This window comes from Frankia sp. CoWAU3 (assembly GCF_977971855.1).
In genome coordinates this window covers 5,124-24,633 of the sequence record NZ_CDWWXB010000023.1, presented here as the reverse complement: position 1 = coordinate 24,633, position 19,510 = coordinate 5,124, and the positions used below count along the sequence as shown (strand labels likewise).

Sequence of the window (19,510 nt, the reverse complement as noted above, 5' to 3'; positions counted from 1 at the left end):
ATGCGCTCTCTGCTGGAGCGGATGCTCGCGGTCCACACCGGCAAGAAGGAAGAGGACATCCGCAAGGACATCGAGCGTGACAAGATCTTCAGCGCCGACGAGGCCAAGGAGTACGGCCTGATCGACGAGGTCATCAAGACCCGGAAGTCCTCCCGGCTCGCCACCGCTCGCTGAGGTGCCGGGCCGGCGGTCCGAGCCCGCGGTCGGAGCCTCGCGAGGCGTGACGTCTCGTGAGGCCGGCATGCGGTCGTCGGCCGTCGGCCGCTACCACACCCGACGCGCCGACGCGGTGAAACCCGGTCAGCGGTTCTCGTCCGTGACGCGATGGCCTAATGGGACTGCGTGGACGGGCGAGGACGGCCAAGGTGATCGTAGGCTGACCGGTATGAGCCGAGCGATTGGGCTCTCACCGGACGGCTCGGCGGGGTACCGTCCCCACGGGGATGGTTGCAGGCAGACACGCGACGACTGGGCGGTGTCAACCGCCCCTGACATGCAGGCGACACCATCGTCTGGACGAAGGGACTGAGTCCTCGGTGGCACGCATCGGTGATGGCGGTGACCTGCTCAAGTGCTCGTTCTGCGGTAAGTCGCAGAAGCAGGTGAAGAAGCTCATCGCCGGCCCTGGCGTCTATATCTGCGACGAGTGCATCGATCTCTGCAACGAGATCATCGAGGAGGAGCTGTCCGAATCCTCCGAGCTCAAATGGGACGAACTGCCCAAGCCGCGCGAGATCTACGAGTTCCTCGACAGTTACGTGGTGGGGCAGGAGACGGCGAAGAAGACCCTCTCCGTCGCGGTCTACAACCACTACAAGCGGGTCCAGGCGGGCGGATCCAGCGGTGACGGGAGCAAGGGCGAGGTCGAGCTCGCGAAGAGCAACATCCTGCTGCTCGGGCCGACGGGCTGCGGCAAGACGCTGCTCGCCCAGACTCTCGCGCGCATGCTCAACGTCCCGTTTGCCATCGCCGACGCCACCGCGCTGACCGAGGCGGGCTACGTCGGGGAGGACGTCGAGAACATTCTGCTCAAACTCATTCAGGCCGCCGACTATGACGTCAAAAAGGCCGAGACCGGGATTATCTACATCGACGAGGTCGACAAGATCGCCCGGAAGTCGGAGAACCCGAGCATCACGCGGGATGTGTCCGGTGAGGGCGTGCAACAGGCCCTGTTGAAGATCCTCGAAGGCACCACGGCCAGCGTGCCGCCACAGGGCGGGCGCAAGCACCCGCATCAGGAGTTCATCCAGATCGACACGACGAACGTGCTGTTCATCGTGGGCGGGGCGTTCGCCGGGCTCGACCGGATCATCGAGTCGAGGATCGGCAAGAAGTCGCTGGGGTTCCGCGCCGTACTGCACGGCAAGGACGACCCGGACGGATCCGACGTCTTCGGCGACATCATGCCCGAGGACCTGCTGAAGTACGGCATGATTCCGGAGTTCATCGGCCGGCTCCCGGTGATCACCAGCGTGTCCAACCTGGATCGTGAGGCGCTGATCCGCATCCTCACCGAGCCGAAGAACGCCCTCGTCCGCCAGTACAAGCGGCTGTTCGAGCTGGACAGCGTCGACCTCGACTTCACCTCGGACGCGCTCGAGGCCATCGCGGACCAGGCGATCCTGCGTGGGACCGGTGCCCGTGGGCTGCGGGCGATCATGGAAGAGGTCCTGCTCTCGGTGATGTACGACATCCCGAGCCGCAAGGATGTGGCCCGGGTCGTCGTCACCCGCGAGGTCGTGCTGGAGCACGTCAATCCGACGCTGGTCCCGCGCGACGTCGTGTCCAAGCGGGCTCCCCGCCAGGAGAAGTCGGCCTGACGGCGCCCACTCGGCGCGTCCCGTGCGACTCGGCGCGGCCGGCCCGCGCGTCGGGTCACTCAGTGCATTCCGTGCGTCGGGTCCAGCGCGGTCAGGGTCCGGCGGGCCTCAGCCAGATGGTAGAAGGACCCGGTCACCAGGATCGCCCCACCCGGCCCCGCCGCGTCCCGCAGGGCGTGGCGGACGGCGCAGCCGACGTCGGATGCGGCGTGGGCCGGCATCGCCCGCGCCCGCGCCGCGGAGACCAGGTGCTCGGCGCGGATGGCCCGCGGTGACGCCGGTTCGCAGGCGATTAGCGAGCTGATCGGTTGGTGGCGCAGTTCCGCGAGAGTCCCCTCGTAGTCGTGACCGCGCAGCGCCCCGTAGACGACGGTCCACTCTCGCCCGGGGAACTCCTCACGCAGGGACCGGGCGAGCGCCGCGCCCGCTGCCGGGTTGTGCGCCCCGTCAAGCACGCACAGCGGCTGTGCGCGCACGATTTCCAGGCGTCCCGGCGCCCGGACGCCCCCGAGACCGGCCCGGACCACGACGTCGGGGAGGGAATGACCGACGAAGGTCTCCACGGCGGCCAGGGCGCACGCCGCGTTGGCATCCTGATAGGCACCGTGCAGGGACAGCCGCACGTCGTCGTAGCGCGCCTGCGGGGTGCGGAAACCGCCCCGTCGACCCGCCGCGTCCGGGTGGCCGGCGACCGCGGTGAAGTCCCGACCCAGCCGCAGGACGTCCGTGGCCGGGGTCCGGGTGAAGATGTCGTCGAAGCGGGGGTCCACCTCGCCGAGCACCAGGTGACTGCTGGGCTTGACGATCCCGGCCTTCTCGCGGGCCACGCCCGCCATACTCCCGGCGTAGTCCAGATGATCCGCGCCGATACTGGTGACGACCGCGACTCGCCCATCGGCGATGTTCGTGGCGTCCCAGCGACCGAGCAGGCCCACTTCGACCACGGCGACGTCGACGGCCAGGTCGGCGAACCATCGGAAGGCGGTGGCCGTCAGCAGCTCGAAGAAGGTGGGCCGTCCACTCATCGGGGCGGCCGCGTCCAGGACGGTGCCCACACAGCGTCCGAACTCCTCGTCGCCGATCGGTCGGCCGTCGACGACCAGACGCTCGTTCACCTGCTCCAGATGCGGACTGGTGTACAGCCCCACCCGCAGCCCCGCCGCGTCCAGCAGCGCCGAGATGATCCGCGCCGTCGAGGTCTTGCCGTTCGTGCCGGTCAGGTGGATCAGCGGAACCGCCCGGTGCGGATCCCCGAGCCGGCCCGCCAGCTCCCGCATCCGGGCAAGGCTCGGCACCGGCCGACCTGCCGGCATCGTCTGCTTCTCGAGATCCACCGTGTTGTTCAGGGCGGCCCACGCCGACTCGTACGTCCACTTCACAGGTTGGTTCCACTTCACCGGCTGGTTTCGCCCTCCTTCGACCTGGGGTCGACAGTAGTCCGCGGACAGGTGCGCCGGACGCGTCCTTTGCGGGGGAGCGCGGGTACAGGCGTGGGCACCTGCGTAGGCGGGAGTGAACCCGGTGGACCCGTCCCATCGGGCCGTACCATCGGGGATGTGACAGGCGCTGCCGGGACCGCCGGAACCACCCATGCTTCTGATCACGAGCGGGAGGGTCCACGCGCGTTCGCGGCCGAGTACTCCCAGCGCCGCGACATCCGCGCCCGCCCGGGCTTCGACCGGCTGCGCCGTCTGCTGGATCTGCTCGGCCAGCCGCAGCGGGCCCTTCCGAGCATCGTGGTGACCGGTTCGGTGGGGAAGAGCTCCACGGTGTCCGCGATCACCGCACTGCTGCACTCGTTCGGCATCCGCGCGGGATCGTTGAGTTCGCCGGGCTGGCTCGGGGCCGAGCAGCGGGTGGGGTTGGCCGACGCCACGATCGATCCCGACGTCCTCGGCCGCGCCTACGCCGATATCGCGCCGTACCTGCCGCTGATCGAGGATGACGGCCGGCTGAGCGCCTTCGAGCTGCTTGCCGCCGTGGCCTTCGCCGCCTTCGCCGACGCCCCCGCCGACCTCGCCGTGATCGAGTCCGGCTGGGACGACGCCGGCGAGCTGAGCGCACTGCTCGACGCGCCGGTGTCGGTCGTCACCCCCGTGGCGGTGGGCGAGTGGGAGCCGGCGGCGGTCCTGGACCGGATCACCGCGCGGACAGCGGGAGTCATCCGCGCCGGCACCCTGGTCGTGCTGGCCCAGCAGGTCCTGCCCGCCGCGCAGGCGCTGCTGCGGCGCGCCGCCGAGACCGGGGCGATGGTCGCCCGGGAGGGGCTGGAGTTCGGTGTACTCGGCAGGCAGGTGGCCGTCGGGGGGCAGATGATCATACTGAAGGGGCTGGGCGGCACCTACGAGGAGATCTTCCTGCCGCTGCACGGCGCGCATCAGGCCCATAACGCGGCGGTCGCGCTGGCCGCGGTCGAGGCGTTCCTCGGCGGCGGGCGCAACCAACTCGACGTCGATGCGGTCCGCGCCGGTTTTGCCGAGGCGGACTCCCGGGGCCGGCTGGAGGTCGTCCGCCGGTCCCCGACGATCATTCTTGACGTGGCCGGCTCGCCTGTGGCGGCGGGCGCGCTGGCCGCGGCGCTCGACGAGGCGTTCACCTTCGACGTCCTTGTCGGGGTCATCGCCATCGAGCGCGAGGCCGAGAGTGCCGCCGCTCGGGACGGTGCCGCCGAGCGGGACGGTGGTGGCGAGCGGGACGGTGCCGCCGAGCGGGATGCGGCGGAGCTCCTGGCCGTCCTGGAGCCGGTCCTGAACACGGTGGTGGTCACCGCTGGTGCTGGGCCCGGATCGCTGCCGGTCGACGGTCTCGCCGCAGTCGCCGTGGGTGTCTTCGGCTCCGACCGGGTGGAGGTCGTACCCCGGTTGGACGACGCGCTCGACGCCGGGGTGCGCCTCGCCGAGGAGGACACCGATCTGGGTGGCGCCGGCGTGGTGGTTACCGGTTCGGCCTCCGTCGTGGGTCGGGCCCGGGCGTTGCTGCGTCCGTGACGTCCTCCTGGGTTTTTCCGACATGTTCCCGACGCGTTCCTGATGCGGTTGCGGGGCGTTCCCGGGACGCCGCGGTCCCGTCACGGTGCGGACGTGGGCACCCTGTAGGTTGGCGAGGGATCCTCGGGTCCCTCGTCGAGGACGACGAAGTCGATGATCGAGAAGGAGTACCGTGTCCGTCGAGCGCACCCTCATCCTGGTCAAGCCCGATGGCGTCAGCCGTGGCCTCGTCGGTGAGGTCGTCGGCCGGCTCGAGCGCAAGGGGCTCACTCTGGTGGCGCTCGAACTGCGCACGTTGGAGCGGTCCGTCGCCGAGACGCACTACGGCGAGCACGCCAGCAAGCCGTTCTTCGGTGAACTGGTCGACTTCATCACCTCCGGGCCGCTGGTGGCCCTCGTGGCCGAGGGGCCGCGTGCGGTGGAGGCGTCGCGTGGGCTGATCGGCGCAACCGATCCGGTCAAGGCCGCGCCCGGCTCGCTGCGTGGGGACTACGCGCTGGAGATCGGCCAGAACCTCGTGCACGGCTCGGACTCGCCGGAGTCCGCCAAGCGGGAGATCGATCTCTTCTTCCCGGGCCTGAGCTGACCGCGTAGCCGTTCACACCGACCGGGGCGTTCCCGAGACGCATCGAGACGCCTCCGGTCGGATTTCGGGTGGCCTCTCCTGGCCTGGCCTGGACCGTGGGCGTGTCGCCCTCGTGACTCATGGGTGTGCGCAGGGGGGTTCCGGCCCAAGGGTGACACGAAACCGGCCCATCACCGACCGGGGCGGCGAGGGGCCCGGTGTCGGTCTACCCTTCAAGTACTTGCCCGGAGCGTGTCCGGTGGGTCGCGGTAACCGACAGGGTCGTGGTCGGTGGCCGTGGTCGAATTCCCGGTGGGCGCCCGGGTCGTCCTGTCCGATCTACGAACTCTGTACGTGTTCCACGCGCTTCTCCGGCTCCTCGGTAGGCCGTGCCTGTCGGTCGCGCCGGAGGCGGCCAGAACCGCATCCCCCGGGAAGGTCGGTACCCGACGATGTCCAGTTCGCTGTCGTTCCTCGGTCGTGACATGGCCGTCGACCTCGGTACCGCCAACACGCTGGTGTACGTGCGTGGCCGCGGGATCGTCCTCAACGAACCGAGCGTGGTCGCGATCAATACCACCACCTCGGGCATCCTCGCCGTCGGAACCGACGCCAAGCGGATGATCGGCCGGACGCCCGGCAACGTGGTGGCCGTGCGGCCGCTGAAGGACGGCGTCATCGCCGACTTCGAGACGACCGAGCGGATGCTGCGCTACTTCATCCAGAAGGTGCACCGGCGGCGCCATTTCGCCAAGCCCAGGCTGGTCGTATGCGTGCCCTCCGGCATCACGGGCGTGGAACAGCGGGCCGTGAAGGACGCCGGCTATCAGGCCGGCGCCCGCAAGGTCTACATCATTGAGGAGCCGATGGCCGCGGCGATCGGCGCTGGTCTGCCGGTGCACGAGCCGACCGGCAACATGGTCGTGGACATCGGCGGGGGCACCACCGAGGTCGCCGTGATCTCACTGGGCGGCATTGTCACCAGCCAGTCGATCCGTACCGCCGGGGACGAACTCGACGTCGCGATCATCTCCTACGTCAAGAAGGAGTACTCGCTGATGCTCGGCGAACGCACCGCCGAGGAGATCAAGATGGCGATCGGGTCGGCGCACAAGGTTCCCGACGAGCCCAGCGCCGAGATCCGTGGGCGTGACCTGATCACCGGACTGCCGAAGACGATCGTGGTGACCGCGGAGGAGATCCGCAAGGCGATCGAGGATCCGGTCAACGCGGTCATCGACGCGGTGAAGGTAACCCTCGACCGCTGCCCGCCGGAGCTCTCCGGCGACATCATGGACCGCGGCATCGTCCTCACCGGCGGCGGGGCGCTGCTGCGCGGTCTCGACGAGCGGCTGCGGCAGGAGACCGGCATGCCGATCCACATCGCGGAGAATCCGCTGCATTCGGTTGCAATGGGGTCGGGTAAGTGCGTGGAGGAGTTCGAGGCCCTACAGCAGGTACTGATCTCCGAGCCGCGGCGCTAGGCGCTTGCGCAGGGCCTTTGCCGATCCCTTCCCATTGGACCGATCCCTTCCCATTGGATATAGCCGGAGCGGTGCCTGGTGCCGCGTGGCCGTCGCCACGCGGCACCGGATCGCATAAGAGTGTGTTCGGAGGGTGTTGTGGGCCGTGGCACGAGGCGATCCCGCCTGGTGATCGTCGCCCTGCTCATCATCGCCTTCACCCTGATCACCTTGGACTACCGGACCGGAAGATCGGCCACTGGAGCACGTGGGGTTCTGCACTCGATCTTCGGGGGGGTCGAGAACGGCGTCACGACGGTCACCCGCCCGATTGGCCGGACCGCCTCCTCCCTGACGCATCCGAACCGCTATCACGACCGGGCGGATCGACTCGCGGAGGAGAACGCCCGCCTGCGCCGCCAGATCGCCGACGACACCGAGATCGGCCGGATGTCGACCGAACTCGCCGACCTCCGGTTGTTGGCGGACAAGGGCCAGTACACCATCGTGCCGGCGAAGGTGATTGCGGTCGGTGACGTTACGGGGACGGACTGGACCGTCACCATCAACGCCGGCAGGGCCGACGGCATCGTGGTCGACAAGACCGTGCTCAATGCCGACGGGCTGGTCGGCACGGTGTCCGGCGTGACCGAGCACACCGCAATCGTCCGGCTGGCCTGCGACCCGGGTAGTCACATCGGAGCACGGCTCGAACGCACCCAGCTGCTCGGTGCCGTGACCGGTGGGCAGGGACCGGGCACGTTGACCTTCACGCTGTACGACGCCTCATATCGGGTGCAGAAGGGTGATCGGATGGTCACCTTCGGCAGTCTCGACTACGTCGCCGGCGTCCCGATCGGTGTGGTCACCAAGGTCACCGACGTCGATGGTCTGTCGCGGACCGCCGAGGTCAAACCGTACGCGTCGGTCGGTACCCTGGACCTGGTCGGGGTGGTGGTCGGCAAGCCACCGGCCGACCCCGGCGACCGGGTGCTGAAGCCCAGGCCGGTGCCGACCGAGCCTGCCGCGTCCGTTCCACCGGCCCTGCTGTCACCCACCGCTGGGTCGCCGGTGGGGGGATCATTGGCCGGGGCGGCATCCGGCGTCGGGGGCGGAGCGGGTTGAGCGTGATGTGGGGCATCGCCGGCCCTGAGGAGACCCTGCGCGGGCGCGCCGTCGTGGCCGCGGTCGTGCTCCTGACCGTCGCCCTGATCCTCCAGGTCTCCGTGATCGCCCGGCTGGGTCTGCCCGGTGGCCGGCTTGACCTCATGCTCGTTCTGTTGGCAGCGATCGCGCTGATCGAGGGGCCACTGCTCGGCGCGGTCGCCGGCTTCGTGGCGGGATTGCTGGCCGATCTGTCCTCCAGCCATGTCCTCGGTCAGACTGCTCTCGTTTTGTGTCTGATTGGTTACGCTGTCGGACTGGCGATGGATGCGGCGGAGCGGTCGGTGGTGGTTCCCCTGGCGGCGATTGGTGGGGCGAGTGTGCTGGGCACTCTCGGATACGCCGCCACCACCTCGATCCTCGGTGAGGCGGCGTTGACGGGAGGTCAGGCTGTGCTGCGGGCGTTGGTAGCCGGTGTCTACGCCCTCCTGCTCACCCCGTTCCTGTTCCCGTTGCTGCTCGCGGGCTCCCGGCGGCTGGCCGGCGGTCGACGGCGGGAGCCGCGGTGAACGACCGGATGCGGGTCCGTGTCCTGCTGCTGCGCGTGCTGGTCGTCTCCCTGCTCATCACACTCGGCGCGCGGCTGTGGGTGCTCCAGATCCTGGACGGTGACCGTTACCGCCGGGTTGCCGAGACCAACCGGGTCCGCGAGGTGGTGACGCCCGTGACCCGGGGGATGATCCTTGACGACAAGGGGCAGGCCCTCGTCCGAAACCGTACGTCGCTGGTCATCTCGGTGAACCGGTCGACCACGGATCGGCAGGCCGACCAGGGCAGGGCCGTCCTCGCCCGCCTCGCCGCGGTGATCGGCACCCCCGCGGACGAGCTCGCCCGGCGAATCCGGTTCTGTAGCGCCCAGGTGAAGCCGCCCTGCTGGAACGGATCGCCCTACCAGCCGGTACCGGTCGCCAAGGACGTCAGTCCGCGGCAGGCCCTCGCCGTCATCGAACATCCCGACCGCTTCCCCGGTGTCTCCGCCGACCTGCAGGCCGTCCGTGAGTACCCGCATGGCGCGCTGGCCGCGCACGAGCTGGGCTATCTCGCGCCGGTCAGTCAGGACCAGCTCGACAAGCAGGGGGATGAGAAGGGCTACCACCTCAACAGCCTGATCGGCGTCGCCGGTCTGGAGAGCACCTATGACGACGAGCTGCGCGGCACCGACGGGGTGGAACGCCTGGAGGTGGACCGGTTCGGCCGGGTGGCCGGTACCGCGTCGACCATCGCGCCGCTCAGCGGTGACCATCTGGTGCTCAACCTCGACCTCGACGTGCAGCAGGCGGTCGAGCAGGCGCTGACGGAAACAATCAAGAAGTTCGGGGGTGGCCCGCGCACCGCCTCCGCGGTTGTGCTGGACGTGCGCACCGGCGGGGTGATCGCGATGGCGAGCCTGCCGTCCTACGACCCGTCGGTCTTTAGCGGTGGGGTCTCGGAGAGCGATTACCGGGCGCTGTCCGATCCCGCGAACGGCATCCCGCTGCTCTCGCGGGCCTACCAGGGGTCGGGGCCGGCCGGCTCCACCTTCAAGGCCATCTCCACTGCCGTCGCGATGCAGAACCTGGGCGCCAAGGGAAACGACCGCTACGACTGCGCGCCCAGCCTGCAGATCGGTGACCAGGTCTTCCACAATTTCGACGGCGAGTCGGCCGGTCCGATCACCCTGCACCAGGCGCTGGTCATTTCCTGTGACGTCATCTTCGACAAGTTCGCCTATGACGCCTGGCTCGCGGACGGCGGGCTGCGTAACGGCCGTGGGCCCTACTCCCCCCCGAAAGAATACTTCGTCAAGATGGCCCAGGCGATGGGCTTCGGCCGGACCACCGGGCTGGATCTGCCCGGCGAGACGCGGGGCTCCGTCGTCGACCGCGCCGGCGCCAAGGCGATCTGGGCGGAGCTCAAGGACTCCTACTGCCGGCGGGCCAAGAACGGCTACCCGGAGGAACCCGACCCGGCCAAGGCCGAGCGGTACCGCAAGTACGCCGCCGAGGCGTGCGTTGACGGCTACCTGTACAACGCCGGTGCCGCCACCCAGTTCGCGATCGGCCAGGGCCAGTACCTGTCGCTGAGCCCGCTGCAGCTCGCCGTCGCCTACGCGGCCATCGCCAATGGCGGCACCCTGTACAAGCCCACCCTCGCCAAGGCCACCGTGTCCCCGGACGGCAAGGTCGTCAGGACCTTCGCGCCGCGCCGGGCCGGGACGCTGCCGGTCTCACCGGAGAACCTCCCCTACATCCGGGACAGCCTGCGCGGGGTGACGACGGAGGGCGGGGGCACCGCCACCGGCGTCTTCGCGGACTGGCCGAGCGACGTCGTCCCGATCGCGGCGAAGACCGGGACCGCCGAGGTTGAGGGTAAAGGGGACACCTCCTGGTTTGCCTCCTTCGCGCCGGCGAACGACCCCCAGTTCGCCGTCGTGGTCACCATCCCGGACTCCGGGACCGGCGCGGAGTTCGCGGCTCCGGTGGCCAAACAGATCTACCAGGCAATCTACGGTGTCGGTCGGCCGGCGGCGATGCCGGGTGGGAAACCGCCTGCCGGGCTGCCGAAGCTCAACCGGGACGGGACGATCGCGGCGGCGTCACCGCAGCCCGCCCCCGCGACGCCGGCCTCGCCGGCCGGATCGGCGCCGGGCCCGGCCGCTCCCCTGCCCGGCACCAGCGGCGCGGGCGCGACGGCGACGGGCCGGGCGCCGCCCTGACGGCCACCTCGTGCCGTGAGGACGGCGCCTCGGGATGGGGGCGGGGTCTCGGGATGGGGTGGGAGCCCCAGGACGTGAATGTCGTGTCGGCGTGACGGTGGTGGCGGGAGGCGCAGTGGTAGACGAAGCGGGACCCACCGCACTTCGATCGTCTCCGGTGCCCATCCGGGGGCGGATCGGGCACCTGCGGGAGAGGGCTTCCGGACCCCACTCGCCGCTGCGCCGGCTCGACTGGCCGCTGCAGCTCTGCGTCATCGCGTTGTCTGTTCTCGGTGCTCTGCTGGTCTGGTCGGCGACCCGCCAGCGGCTCAGCGAGGCGGGCAGTGATCCCAACACCTTCCTCGATCGGCACCTACTGAACCTGGCCATCGGGCTGGTGCTCGGCGCGGTTGCGACCGTCATCGACTACCGGGCGGTGCGGGCCTACGCGCCCTTCGTCTATCTCGGCTCGCTCGTCGGGCTTGTCGCGGTACTCCTGTTCGGTTCGACGATCAACGGCGCGCACTCGTGGATTGTGCTGCCTGCCGGCTTCCAGCTGCAGCCGTCCGAGTTCGCCAAGATGGCGCTCGTGGTCGGCGCGGCGATGATCCTCGGTGAGAAACACGAGGACCGGCACACGGGAGTCCGGCGCGGCGCTCCTGGCCACGGTGACGTGCTGCTCGTGCTCGGGCTCGCCGTGGTCCCGATTGGCTTGATTATGTTGCAGCCGGACTTCGGTACCGTCATGGTTCTGGTCTTCACCACCCTCGGCATGCTGGCGGTCAGCGGCGCGCCGCGCCGATGGGCGCTGGGGCTGATCCTCTGCGGTGTGCTGTTCGGCGGCGCGATCCTCCAGTTCCATCTCCTGAAGCCGTACCAGGAGGCCCGGCTGACCTCGTTCGTCTCCGAGAACAAGGCATCGTCCGGCACGGGCTACAACGTCGACCAGGCGATGATCGCGATCGCCAACGGCGGAATCTCCGGACGGGGCCTGCTGCACGGCCAGCAGACCCAGGGCCAGTTCGTCCCGGAACAGCAGACGGACTTCGTGTTCAGTGTCGCGGGGGAGGAGCTGGGATATCTCGGGGCTGGCGGAATCATCGTGTTGCTCGGCGTGGTTCTGTGGCGGGCCCTGTCGATCGGCTTCGGTTCGCAGGACTCCTTCGGCGCGCTCGTCGCCACCGGGGTCGTCTCCTGGTTCACCTTCCAGGCGTTCGTCAACATCGGCATGTGCCTGGGCATCATGCCGGTCACCGGCCTGCCGTTGCCTTTTCTCTCCTACGGCGGTTCGTCGATGTTCGCGAACATGATTGCTGTCGGACTCCTGCAGAACGTGCGGCTGCGATCCCGATCGGACCCGTATGCCTCCTGAGCTCGCTCGGCGGCGCTTCCCGGGTCGGTGGCGCTTCCCGGGTCGGCCGAGCGTCGAGGTGGACCTGGCGCGTGCCGTAGGCTCGCATGCATGTCCGGACAGTCGCTGTTCGCTCGCCTGGAGCCGCTGCTCCCGCGGGTGCGAAGGCCCGTGCAGTACGTCGGAGGCGAAGGCAACTCCACGGTCAAACCCTGGGACTCCGCGGCCGTCCGCTGGTGCCTGATGTATCCGGACGCCTACGAGATCGGCCTGCCCAACCAGGGACTACAGATTCTGTACGAGATCCTCAACGAGCAGCCGGATGTGCTCGCCGAGCGCACCTACTCGGTGTGGCCGGACCTGGAAGCGTTGCTGCGCGAGCACGGGCTGCCGCAGTTCACGGTGGACGCCCACCGCGCGGTGGGCGATTTCGACCTGTTGGGCGTCAGCTTCGCCACCGAACTCGGGTATACCAACCTGCTGACGGCACTCGATCTTGCCGGGATCTCGTTGCACGCGGCCGAGCGCACCGACGCCGATCCGCTGGTTGTCGCGGGGGGGCATGCCGCCTTCAATCCCGAGCCGATCGCCACGTTCGTCGACGCCGTCGTGCTCGGCGACGGCGAGCAGGCCGTGCTGGGCATCACCGACGTGGTTCGCGCCTGGAAGGCGGCCGGGAGTCCCGGTGGCCGGGGCGAGCTGTTGCACCGGCTGGCCTGCCGGCGCCTGGTGTACGTGCCGGCGTTCTACGACGTCTCCTACCGGCCCGACGGCCGTATCCGGTCGGTCACCCGCAACCGGGACGACGTGCCGGCCCGGCCGAGCAAGCACACGCTGTCCGATCTCGACTCCTGGCCGTATCCGAAGGCTCCGCTGGTCCCGCTCGCCGAGACGGTGCACGAGCGGATGAGCGTGGAGATCTTCCGCGGCTGCACCCGGGGCTGCCGGTTCTGCCAAGCCGGGATGATCACCCGTCCGGTGCGTGAACGCAACATCGCCACCATCGGTGCTATGGTCGACGCGGGGCTGCGCGTGACCGGCTTCTCCGAGGTCGGCCTGCTGTCGTTGTCGAGCGCGGACCACACCGAGATCGGCGAGATCGCCACCGGTCTCGCCGACCGGTACGAGGGCGCCAACGTCTCGTTGAGTCTGCCGTCCACCCGGGTGGACGCCTTCAACGTCACGCTCGCGAACGAATTCTCCCGTAACGGCCGGCGTAGCGGGCTGACCTTCGCCCCCGAGGGCGGCTCCGAGCGGCTGCGTCGGGTCATCAACAAGATGGTCAGTGCCGAGGACCTGGTCCGCACCGTCAGCACCGCTTACGCTCACGGCTGGCGGCAGGTGAAGCTCTATTTCATGTGCGGCCTGCCGACCGAGACCGACGAAGACGTGCTGGAGATCGCCGACCTTGCCCGGGAGGTCATCCGGGCCGGTCGGCGGGTCAGCGGGCAGCGCGACATCCGCTGCACCGTGTCGATTGGCGGATTCGTGCCCAAGCCGCACACCCCGTTTCAGTGGGTGGGGCAGGCGCCGCACGAGGTGACCGACGCCCGGCTGAAGCTGCTCCGTGATGCTGTGCGCGCCGATCGTGAGGTGGGTCGGGCGATCGGTTTCCGTTACCACGACGGTCGGCCTGGCATCATCGAGGGCCTGCTGGCCCGCGGTGACCGCCGGGTGGGTGCGGTGATCGAACGGGTCTGGCGAGACGGCGGCCGCTTCGACGGCTGGAACGAGTACTTCTCGTCCGAACGCTGGGAGTCCGCGTGCGCGGCGGAGCTCGAACCGCTGGGGGTGTCGCTGGACTGGTTCACCACCCGCGAGCGTGACGAACGCGAGGTACTGGCCTGGGATCACCTCGACGCGGGCCTCGACCGGGACTGGCTGTGGGCTGATTGGCAGGATGCGCTGAGCGGGAATGAGCTCGATGACTGTCGCTGGACACCCTGCTACGACTGCGGGGTCTGTCCGACGATGGGCACCGACACCCAGATCGGCCCGACCGGACGTCGGCTGCTCCCCGTGCTTGCGGTGTCGAACCTCCAGGGCCCCGGGTCCGGGCAGGCTGAGCGACCGCAGCCGGCCATTCAACCCGATCCTGCGACCACGCCGCGGCTCGCCCCGGCTCCGGTGGGCAGTGGCGCGGCGACCTGAGGGGCCGCCGCCTCCGCCGGTGGTCGAACGGGTGCGACTTCGTTTCGCGAAGCGGGGCCGGCTGAGATTCCTCTCACATCGGGACGTGGCGCGCACGTTCGAGCGCGCATTGCGCCGCGCCGGGGTCCCGATGGCCTATTCGGCGGGATTCAGTCCGCATCCGCGGATCTCGTGGCTGGGTGCCGCGTCGACCGGGGCGGCCAGTGAGGCCGAATACGTCGAGCTGGCCCTGGCGGCCTCGGTCGATCCGGAGGCGCTGCGGGTCGGCCTGGACGCCGTTCTTCCGCCGGGGCTGGACGTGCTCGCGTGCCACCGGGCGGAAGGCGGCGGCCTCGCCGAGCGGATCGACGCCTCGCGGTGGTCGGTACGGTTGCCGGGTGCCTCCGGTCCGGAGGTCTCCGCCGCCGTGCGGGAGCTGTTGCGCCGCGACGTGGTCGAAGTTGAGCGGGCGACGAAGGACGGCCGGCGACGGTTCGATGTGCGCGCGGCAGTGGTCTCCGCCGTTTGCCGCGCAGAGAACGACACGTGTGCGATACTGGAGATGGTCGTGCGGCACACGACGCCCGCTGTACGACCAGACGACGTGCTGACCGCCCTAGGCGTGGTAGCCGGCCTGCGCTCGTCGGCGCCGCCCGAGCCCACCCGGCTCGAACAGGGCCGACTGTGTGAAGACGGCACTGTGGCGGACCCGCTGGCGCAGGACCGCAACGGCGCTGGCCGGCTGGTGGGTTGAACCTCAGCGTGTTGCAGGGCGTCGCAGGATTCCCCGGCGGTACCCGCGCCGGACCGAGACAGTGGCTTCTGCGCGGTCGCGACTGCATGAGCAGCGCGCCCGGGAGCCCGAGAGGCTTCTTAACCCGTGCCCGACGACGATCTGACCATCCAGACTGAATCCGAGCCCACCCGACCGGCGGCGCGTAGGCGCAGGGCCGCGGGACGAGCGGCAGGCCCACCCGTCGACGACCATGCCACCGCCGGGCCGAACGTGACCGATGTGGCGCCAGCCGGGAATCCGGTTCCGGACGACCCGGCCGTCGCACAGGTCCCGGGCGGGCCCCTTCCAGACGAGACCTCCGGCGATGCACCCTCGGTGCCGGCCGAGGGCCGGCGCCGTCGCCGGGACGCCGGTTCGACCACCCGCGCCCGGATGACCCGCGGCTCCGCCAGGGCCAGGATGGAACCGGCGGATACCACCGAAGCCGACGCTCCCTCGACCACCCCGGTCGGCGAACCAGGTCCGGTCGATAAACCCGCCACCGTCGAATCCGTCACTGTCGTCCCGGCCCGGGACGACACGGTGGAGGCCACCGAACCGGTGCCGGCGCGGCGCACCCGGGCGGCACGCAGCCGCCGCGCGGTGCGTGAGGTGACCGAGGTGCCGGTTGCCCCTCCCGCCGAGGACGCCCCTCCCGCCGAGGACGCGCCGCGGGACGTCGTATCGCCGGACATCGCTGCGAAGCCGAAACGGACCAGGGCCCGTCGTGCCATCTCCGGACTGATAACGCCCGCTGCCGCGGTGCCGGACCCGGCGGGGCCTGCCGCCGCAGCCGGGCCTGCCGATGCGACCACCCTCGGTCCGGCGATGCCGGATGTCGGTGCGACCGGGTCCGTCGGTGTACCCGCGGGTTCGACCGCCGCCGTGGCGTCGGCTCCCGACACGCCCGGGCCTACGGACAGATCCGGGCCTACGGACACGCCTGGGCCCACGGAACCGGAGTCCGCGCAGCCCGGGACCGACGAGCCCGGCGTCGCCGAGCCGGCGGCCCGGGAGCCGACCGCTGAGTCGAGCTCTGCTGAGTCGAGCTCTGCCGAGCCCGAGGCCGGCAGCACCCGGAGCGCGGCGACAAGGGCCAGGCGGGCGGCCGCTCCGACCTGGGCCGGGATCCATAACGAGTCGGTCGTCGAGACGATGATCCGTCCCGTGCTCCGGCGACCGGTCGCCATGGTGACCTTCCAGGCCCCCGAACCGGCGGTCGTGGAGGCTCGCTGGCGGCGTGCCGCCGAACTCGGATCCGCCGCCACCGCGGTGGACGCCGTGGCGGGCACGGCGTTCCCGTCCGCCGAGCGGCAGCATGCCGAGGCACCGGCTCACCCCCGGGACGAGGCGGACGTGGCCACCGATCCCGACACGACCGATCCCGACACGATGGGCGGCCTCACGGGCGGCGAGGAGGACAGCGAATGCGACGACGACCCGGATGGGGGCGGCTCGGCCTCCACCCGCCGTCGGCGCCGTGGTCGCCGTGGTCGTGGTCGGGCCCGGGGCGACGAGGACGGCGTGGAGTCCGGCCCGGAGGACGGCGCTGCGGCTGCGGACGACACGGGTCGCGAGGGTGTGGCACAGGACACGGACGGTGTGGACGGCTCGTCCGTGGCCGGGCAGGGAACCGGGTCGGTGCCCGCCGTCGCGTCGGATGAGGGCGCCGAGACGACCCCCGGCGCGGCGGAGGAAAGTGCCGAGCGTGACGGTGAGGACGAGGACGACCGGCTGGGAGGGGCCCGCCGTCGGCGGCGGCGGCGCCGTCGCGCCGGCGGCGACGAGCCGGCGCTCGCCGACGACCCGCCGAACACGGTCGTCCACGTCCGGGAGACCCGCAAGGACGAGGACCTGGTCCGGGGGCTGAGCGGGTCCACCCGTCTGGAGGCCAAGCGTCAGCGGCGCCGGGAGGGCCGCGACAGTGGTCGGCGTCGGCCACCGATCGTCACCGAGGCGGAGTTCCTGGCCCGGCGGGAGTCGGTCGAACGCCGGATGGTCGTCCGCCACGCCGGGGAGCGCACCCAGATCGCCGTGCTGGAGGACGGGGTACTCGTCGAGCACTTCGTGACCCGGGCGAGCTCGTCGTCCTATGCGGGCAACGTCTACCTCGGCCGAGTACAGAACGTGCTGGCCAGCATGGAGGCGGCCTTCGTCGACATCGGCAAGGGACGCAATGCCGTCCTCTATGCCGGCGAGGTCAACTACGACGCATCCGGGCTGGACGGTCGGCCTCGCAAGATCGAGCAGGTGCTCAAGTCCGGTCAGTCGGTCCTGGTCCAGGTGTCCAAGGATCCGATCGGGCACAAGGGCGCGCGGCTCACCAGCCAGATCAGTCTGCCGGGGCGGTACCTGGTGTTCGTCCCGGACGGACAGAACGCCGGGATCAGCCGCAAGTTGCCGGACACCGAACGAGCGCGGCTCAAGAGCATCCTGAAGAAAATCACGCCCGAGGACGGCGGGGTCATCGTGCGCACCGCAGCCGAGGGTGCCAGCGAGGCCGAGCTGGAACGCGACATCGAGCGGCTCGCCGCCCAATGGGAGGACATCGAGCGCAAGGCGAAGAAGGCGTCGGCGCCCTCGCTGCTCTACGGCGAGCCGGACCTGGTCGTCCGGGTGATCCGGGACATCTTCAACGAGGACTTCACCGAGCTGGTCGTCCAGGGCTCGGGTGAGGCCATCACGATCGAGGAGTACATCGACACAGTGGCTCCCGATCTGCGGTCGCGGATCCGCCGCTACACCGGAACCGGTGACGTCTTCGCCGAGTACCGGGTAGACGAGCAGCTCGCCAAGGCCCTCGACCGCAAGGTCTGGCTGCCCTCGGGCGGATCGCTCGTCATCGACCGGACCGAGGCGATGACGGTCATCGACGTCAACACGGGCAAGTTCACCGGCAAGGGCGGCAACCTCGAGGAGACGGTCACCAAGAACAACCTGGAAGCCGCCGAGGAGATCGTCCGTCAGCTGCGGCTGCGGGATATCGGTGGCATCATTGTCATCGACTTCATCGACATGGTTCTGGAGAGCAACCGAGAACTGGTCCTGCGCCGGCTCACCGAGTGCCTTGGCCGGGACCGTACCCGGCACCAGGTCGCCGAGGTGACCAGCCTCGGGCTGGTCCAGATGACCCGCAAGCGGGTGGGGCAGGGCCTGCTGGAGGCGTACAGCGAGCCGTGCGTGCACTGCAACGGCCGCGGGGTGGTCATCCACCTCGACGGCGGCAGCGGTGCACACGCCGCAGCCGGCGTGCCGAGCGGGACCATCGTGTCCGGTGCCGGTCAGCCGACTCCGGTGGCGGTGCCCGCGCCGACTGAGGGGTCCGGGTCCGGTCGTCGGGTCCGCTCCTCGTCCACGAGCGCCTCGTCCACGAGCGCCGTCGACAGCCCCGCGATCATCGTCGTCGCGTTGGCCGAGCCCACGTCCGCATCCGAATCCGAGGCGTCCGGCGGACCTGGCGAACCCATCGGATCCATCGGATCCATCGAATCTGCCGCATCACCGACGCCCGACGCCGCGGAGAACGTCGCCGTGACGGCCGGCGAGGGTGCGATAGCCACCGCGGGCGTCACCGCCGCGGATACGGTGCTCGCGCCCGAGCCCGCGCATGCGGCCGACAGCGCGGCGGGGCCGGCGGGCGGGGCCGCAGCTGCCGCCGCCCCGGGACTCGGGGCAGTCGGTTCCCCAGCTGGGTCGAACGGGCATGTGCCCGCTGGCGGTGGCTCCGGCGCGGGCGGCTTCGAGGAGCCCCTGCCGCCGGTGTACGCCAACTCCGATGATCCCGACAGCCTCGCGACCGCGGACAACGCCTTGTCCACTGCGGGCAAACCGGCCCGGGGCCGACGACGGCGGGCCTCCCGGCCGGTGTCCAAGCCGGCAGAGTCGCTGGAGTCCGTGCCCTCGGCGGAACCCCCGAGCGCCTGACCCGCCAGAGATCCGGTGCCACTGGTCCGCCAGCTTGTCTCTGGAGCGGAAGGACCCCGCGGCGTCCGGCGTGGGATGCTGGGTCGCTCGTCGTGGGCGCCCCCAGCTGATCGAGGCCTGGCGGAGAGCCGGACCGGCCGTTCAGGCGGCGGTCGGCCCGGCCCGACTCGGCCCGGCCCGGCCCGGACCGGCGGCCGGGCCCGGGCGCACGAGCCCGCGGCCGGCATTCTCCCGCAGTAGCAGATCGAGGGTGGCCCGGGAACGGGACAAGGCTACCTCGACCGCCTGACGGGCCCGTCCTGGATCGCCCATCTGCAGGGCATAGGAGGCGATGGTCAGCGACTGCACCAGATCGTCCTGATCGGCGAGGTTCGGGATCATCCGACCGCGTAGGACCGGCTCATCGGCCGCGTAGGCGGGATCGGCAGCCTCTCCCGGATCTCCCGCCTCTCCCGGGTCTCCCGCCTCGAGACCACCGGACGGCCGGCCCTTCATCCCGGAATCGGGCAATCCCCACGCGGATGGACCCCGCCTGCGCAGCGCGATCCATCCGGCCGTGGCCGCGGTGCCCAGCGTCCAACAGGCGCCTGCCCAGGGCGGTAGGCCGGCGAAGGCCGTGAGGGTGAGACCGACGACGACCAGCACGGTCAGCGC

The 19,510-nt window shown here is 70.3% G+C and carries 14 protein-coding genes; 12 read left to right on the top strand and 2 right to left on the bottom strand.

What is annotated here, in order from left to right:
- Together AC08ON_RS04315 and clpX are read left to right on the top strand one after the other, a co-directional pair.
- Window positions 1-174, top strand: a 174-nt coding sequence (locus AC08ON_RS04315; protein WP_476606698.1) for an ATP-dependent Clp protease proteolytic subunit, incomplete at its 5' end; no start/stop codon positions are given.
- A 362-nt stretch (window positions 175-536) separates the two neighbouring features.
- On the top strand, window positions 537-1,823 hold the full coding sequence (gene clpX / locus AC08ON_RS04310; RefSeq protein WP_011435651.1) for an ATP-dependent Clp protease ATP-binding subunit ClpX: 1,287 nt from the start codon (window positions 537-539) through the stop codon (window positions 1,821-1,823).
- 59 nt (window positions 1,824-1,882) lie between these two features.
- Here clpX and AC08ON_RS04305 read toward each other — a convergent pair whose 3' ends face one another.
- Complete coding sequence (locus tag AC08ON_RS04305) at window positions 1,883-3,220, bottom strand: bifunctional folylpolyglutamate synthase/dihydrofolate synthase (protein WP_476616495.1); 1,338 nt, start codon at window positions 3,218-3,220, stop codon at window positions 1,883-1,885.
- Between the two features lie 159 nt (window positions 3,221-3,379).
- On the opposite strand from AC08ON_RS04305, the gene AC08ON_RS04300 reads away from it, so the two are divergent.
- From AC08ON_RS04300 to AC08ON_RS04255, 10 genes are all read left to right on the top strand, one after another.
- Complete coding sequence (locus tag AC08ON_RS04300) at window positions 3,380-4,810, top strand: folylpolyglutamate synthase/dihydrofolate synthase family protein (protein ID WP_476606686.1); 1,431 nt, start codon at window positions 3,380-3,382, stop codon at window positions 4,808-4,810.
- A 172-nt stretch (window positions 4,811-4,982) separates the two neighbouring features.
- Complete coding sequence (gene ndk, locus AC08ON_RS04295; protein WP_011435654.1) at window positions 4,983-5,396, top strand: nucleoside-diphosphate kinase; 414 nt, start codon at window positions 4,983-4,985, stop codon at window positions 5,394-5,396.
- A 431-nt stretch (window positions 5,397-5,827) separates the two neighbouring features.
- Window positions 5,828-6,859 (top strand): rod shape-determining protein, encoded by a 1,032-nt coding sequence (locus AC08ON_RS04290; RefSeq protein ID WP_011435655.1) that lies wholly within the window; start codon window positions 5,828-5,830, stop codon window positions 6,857-6,859.
- 138 nt (window positions 6,860-6,997) lie between these two features.
- Window positions 6,998-7,963 (top strand): rod shape-determining protein MreC, encoded by a 966-nt coding sequence (gene mreC, locus AC08ON_RS04285; RefSeq protein WP_476606687.1) that lies wholly within the window; start codon window positions 6,998-7,000, stop codon window positions 7,961-7,963.
- A gap of 5 nt (window positions 7,964-7,968) precedes the next feature.
- Window positions 7,969-8,511 (top strand): rod shape-determining protein MreD, encoded by a 543-nt coding sequence (mreD, locus tag AC08ON_RS04280; protein WP_011435657.1) that lies wholly within the window; start codon window positions 7,969-7,971, stop codon window positions 8,509-8,511.
- Window positions 8,508-10,697 (top strand): penicillin-binding protein 2, encoded by a 2,190-nt coding sequence (gene mrdA / locus AC08ON_RS04275; protein WP_476616494.1) that lies wholly within the window; start codon window positions 8,508-8,510, stop codon window positions 10,695-10,697. Before mreD ends, mrdA begins: the two co-directional genes overlap by 4 nt.
- 115 nt (window positions 10,698-10,812) lie before the next feature.
- Window positions 10,813-12,048: a rod shape-determining protein RodA gene (gene rodA, locus AC08ON_RS04270; RefSeq protein ID WP_476606689.1), complete on the top strand. Its 1,236-nt coding sequence runs from the start codon at window positions 10,813-10,815 to the stop codon at window positions 12,046-12,048.
- Window positions 12,049-12,138: 90 nt separating this feature from the next.
- On the top strand, window positions 12,139-14,178 hold the full coding sequence (locus AC08ON_RS04265) for a TIGR03960 family B12-binding radical SAM protein (protein ID WP_476606690.1): 2,040 nt from the start codon (window positions 12,139-12,141) through the stop codon (window positions 14,176-14,178).
- Window positions 14,162-14,911 carry a TIGR03936 family radical SAM-associated protein gene (locus AC08ON_RS04260; protein ID WP_476606691.1) on the top strand — a complete coding sequence of 250 codons (750 nt, stop codon included), beginning with the start codon at window positions 14,162-14,164 and terminating at the stop codon, window positions 14,909-14,911. Before AC08ON_RS04265 ends, AC08ON_RS04260 begins: the two co-directional genes overlap by 17 nt.
- A 441-nt stretch (window positions 14,912-15,352) precedes the next feature.
- Window positions 15,353-18,856, top strand: coding sequence for an Rne/Rng family ribonuclease (locus AC08ON_RS04255; protein ID WP_476616498.1), 3,504 nt, complete (start codon window positions 15,353-15,355; stop codon window positions 18,854-18,856).
- A 141-nt stretch (window positions 18,857-18,997) separates the two neighbouring features.
- Here the strand turns inward: AC08ON_RS04255 and AC08ON_RS04250 are convergent.
- Window positions 18,998-19,510, bottom strand: a 513-nt coding sequence (locus AC08ON_RS04250; protein WP_476616493.1) for an MFS transporter, incomplete at its 5' end; no start/stop codon positions are given.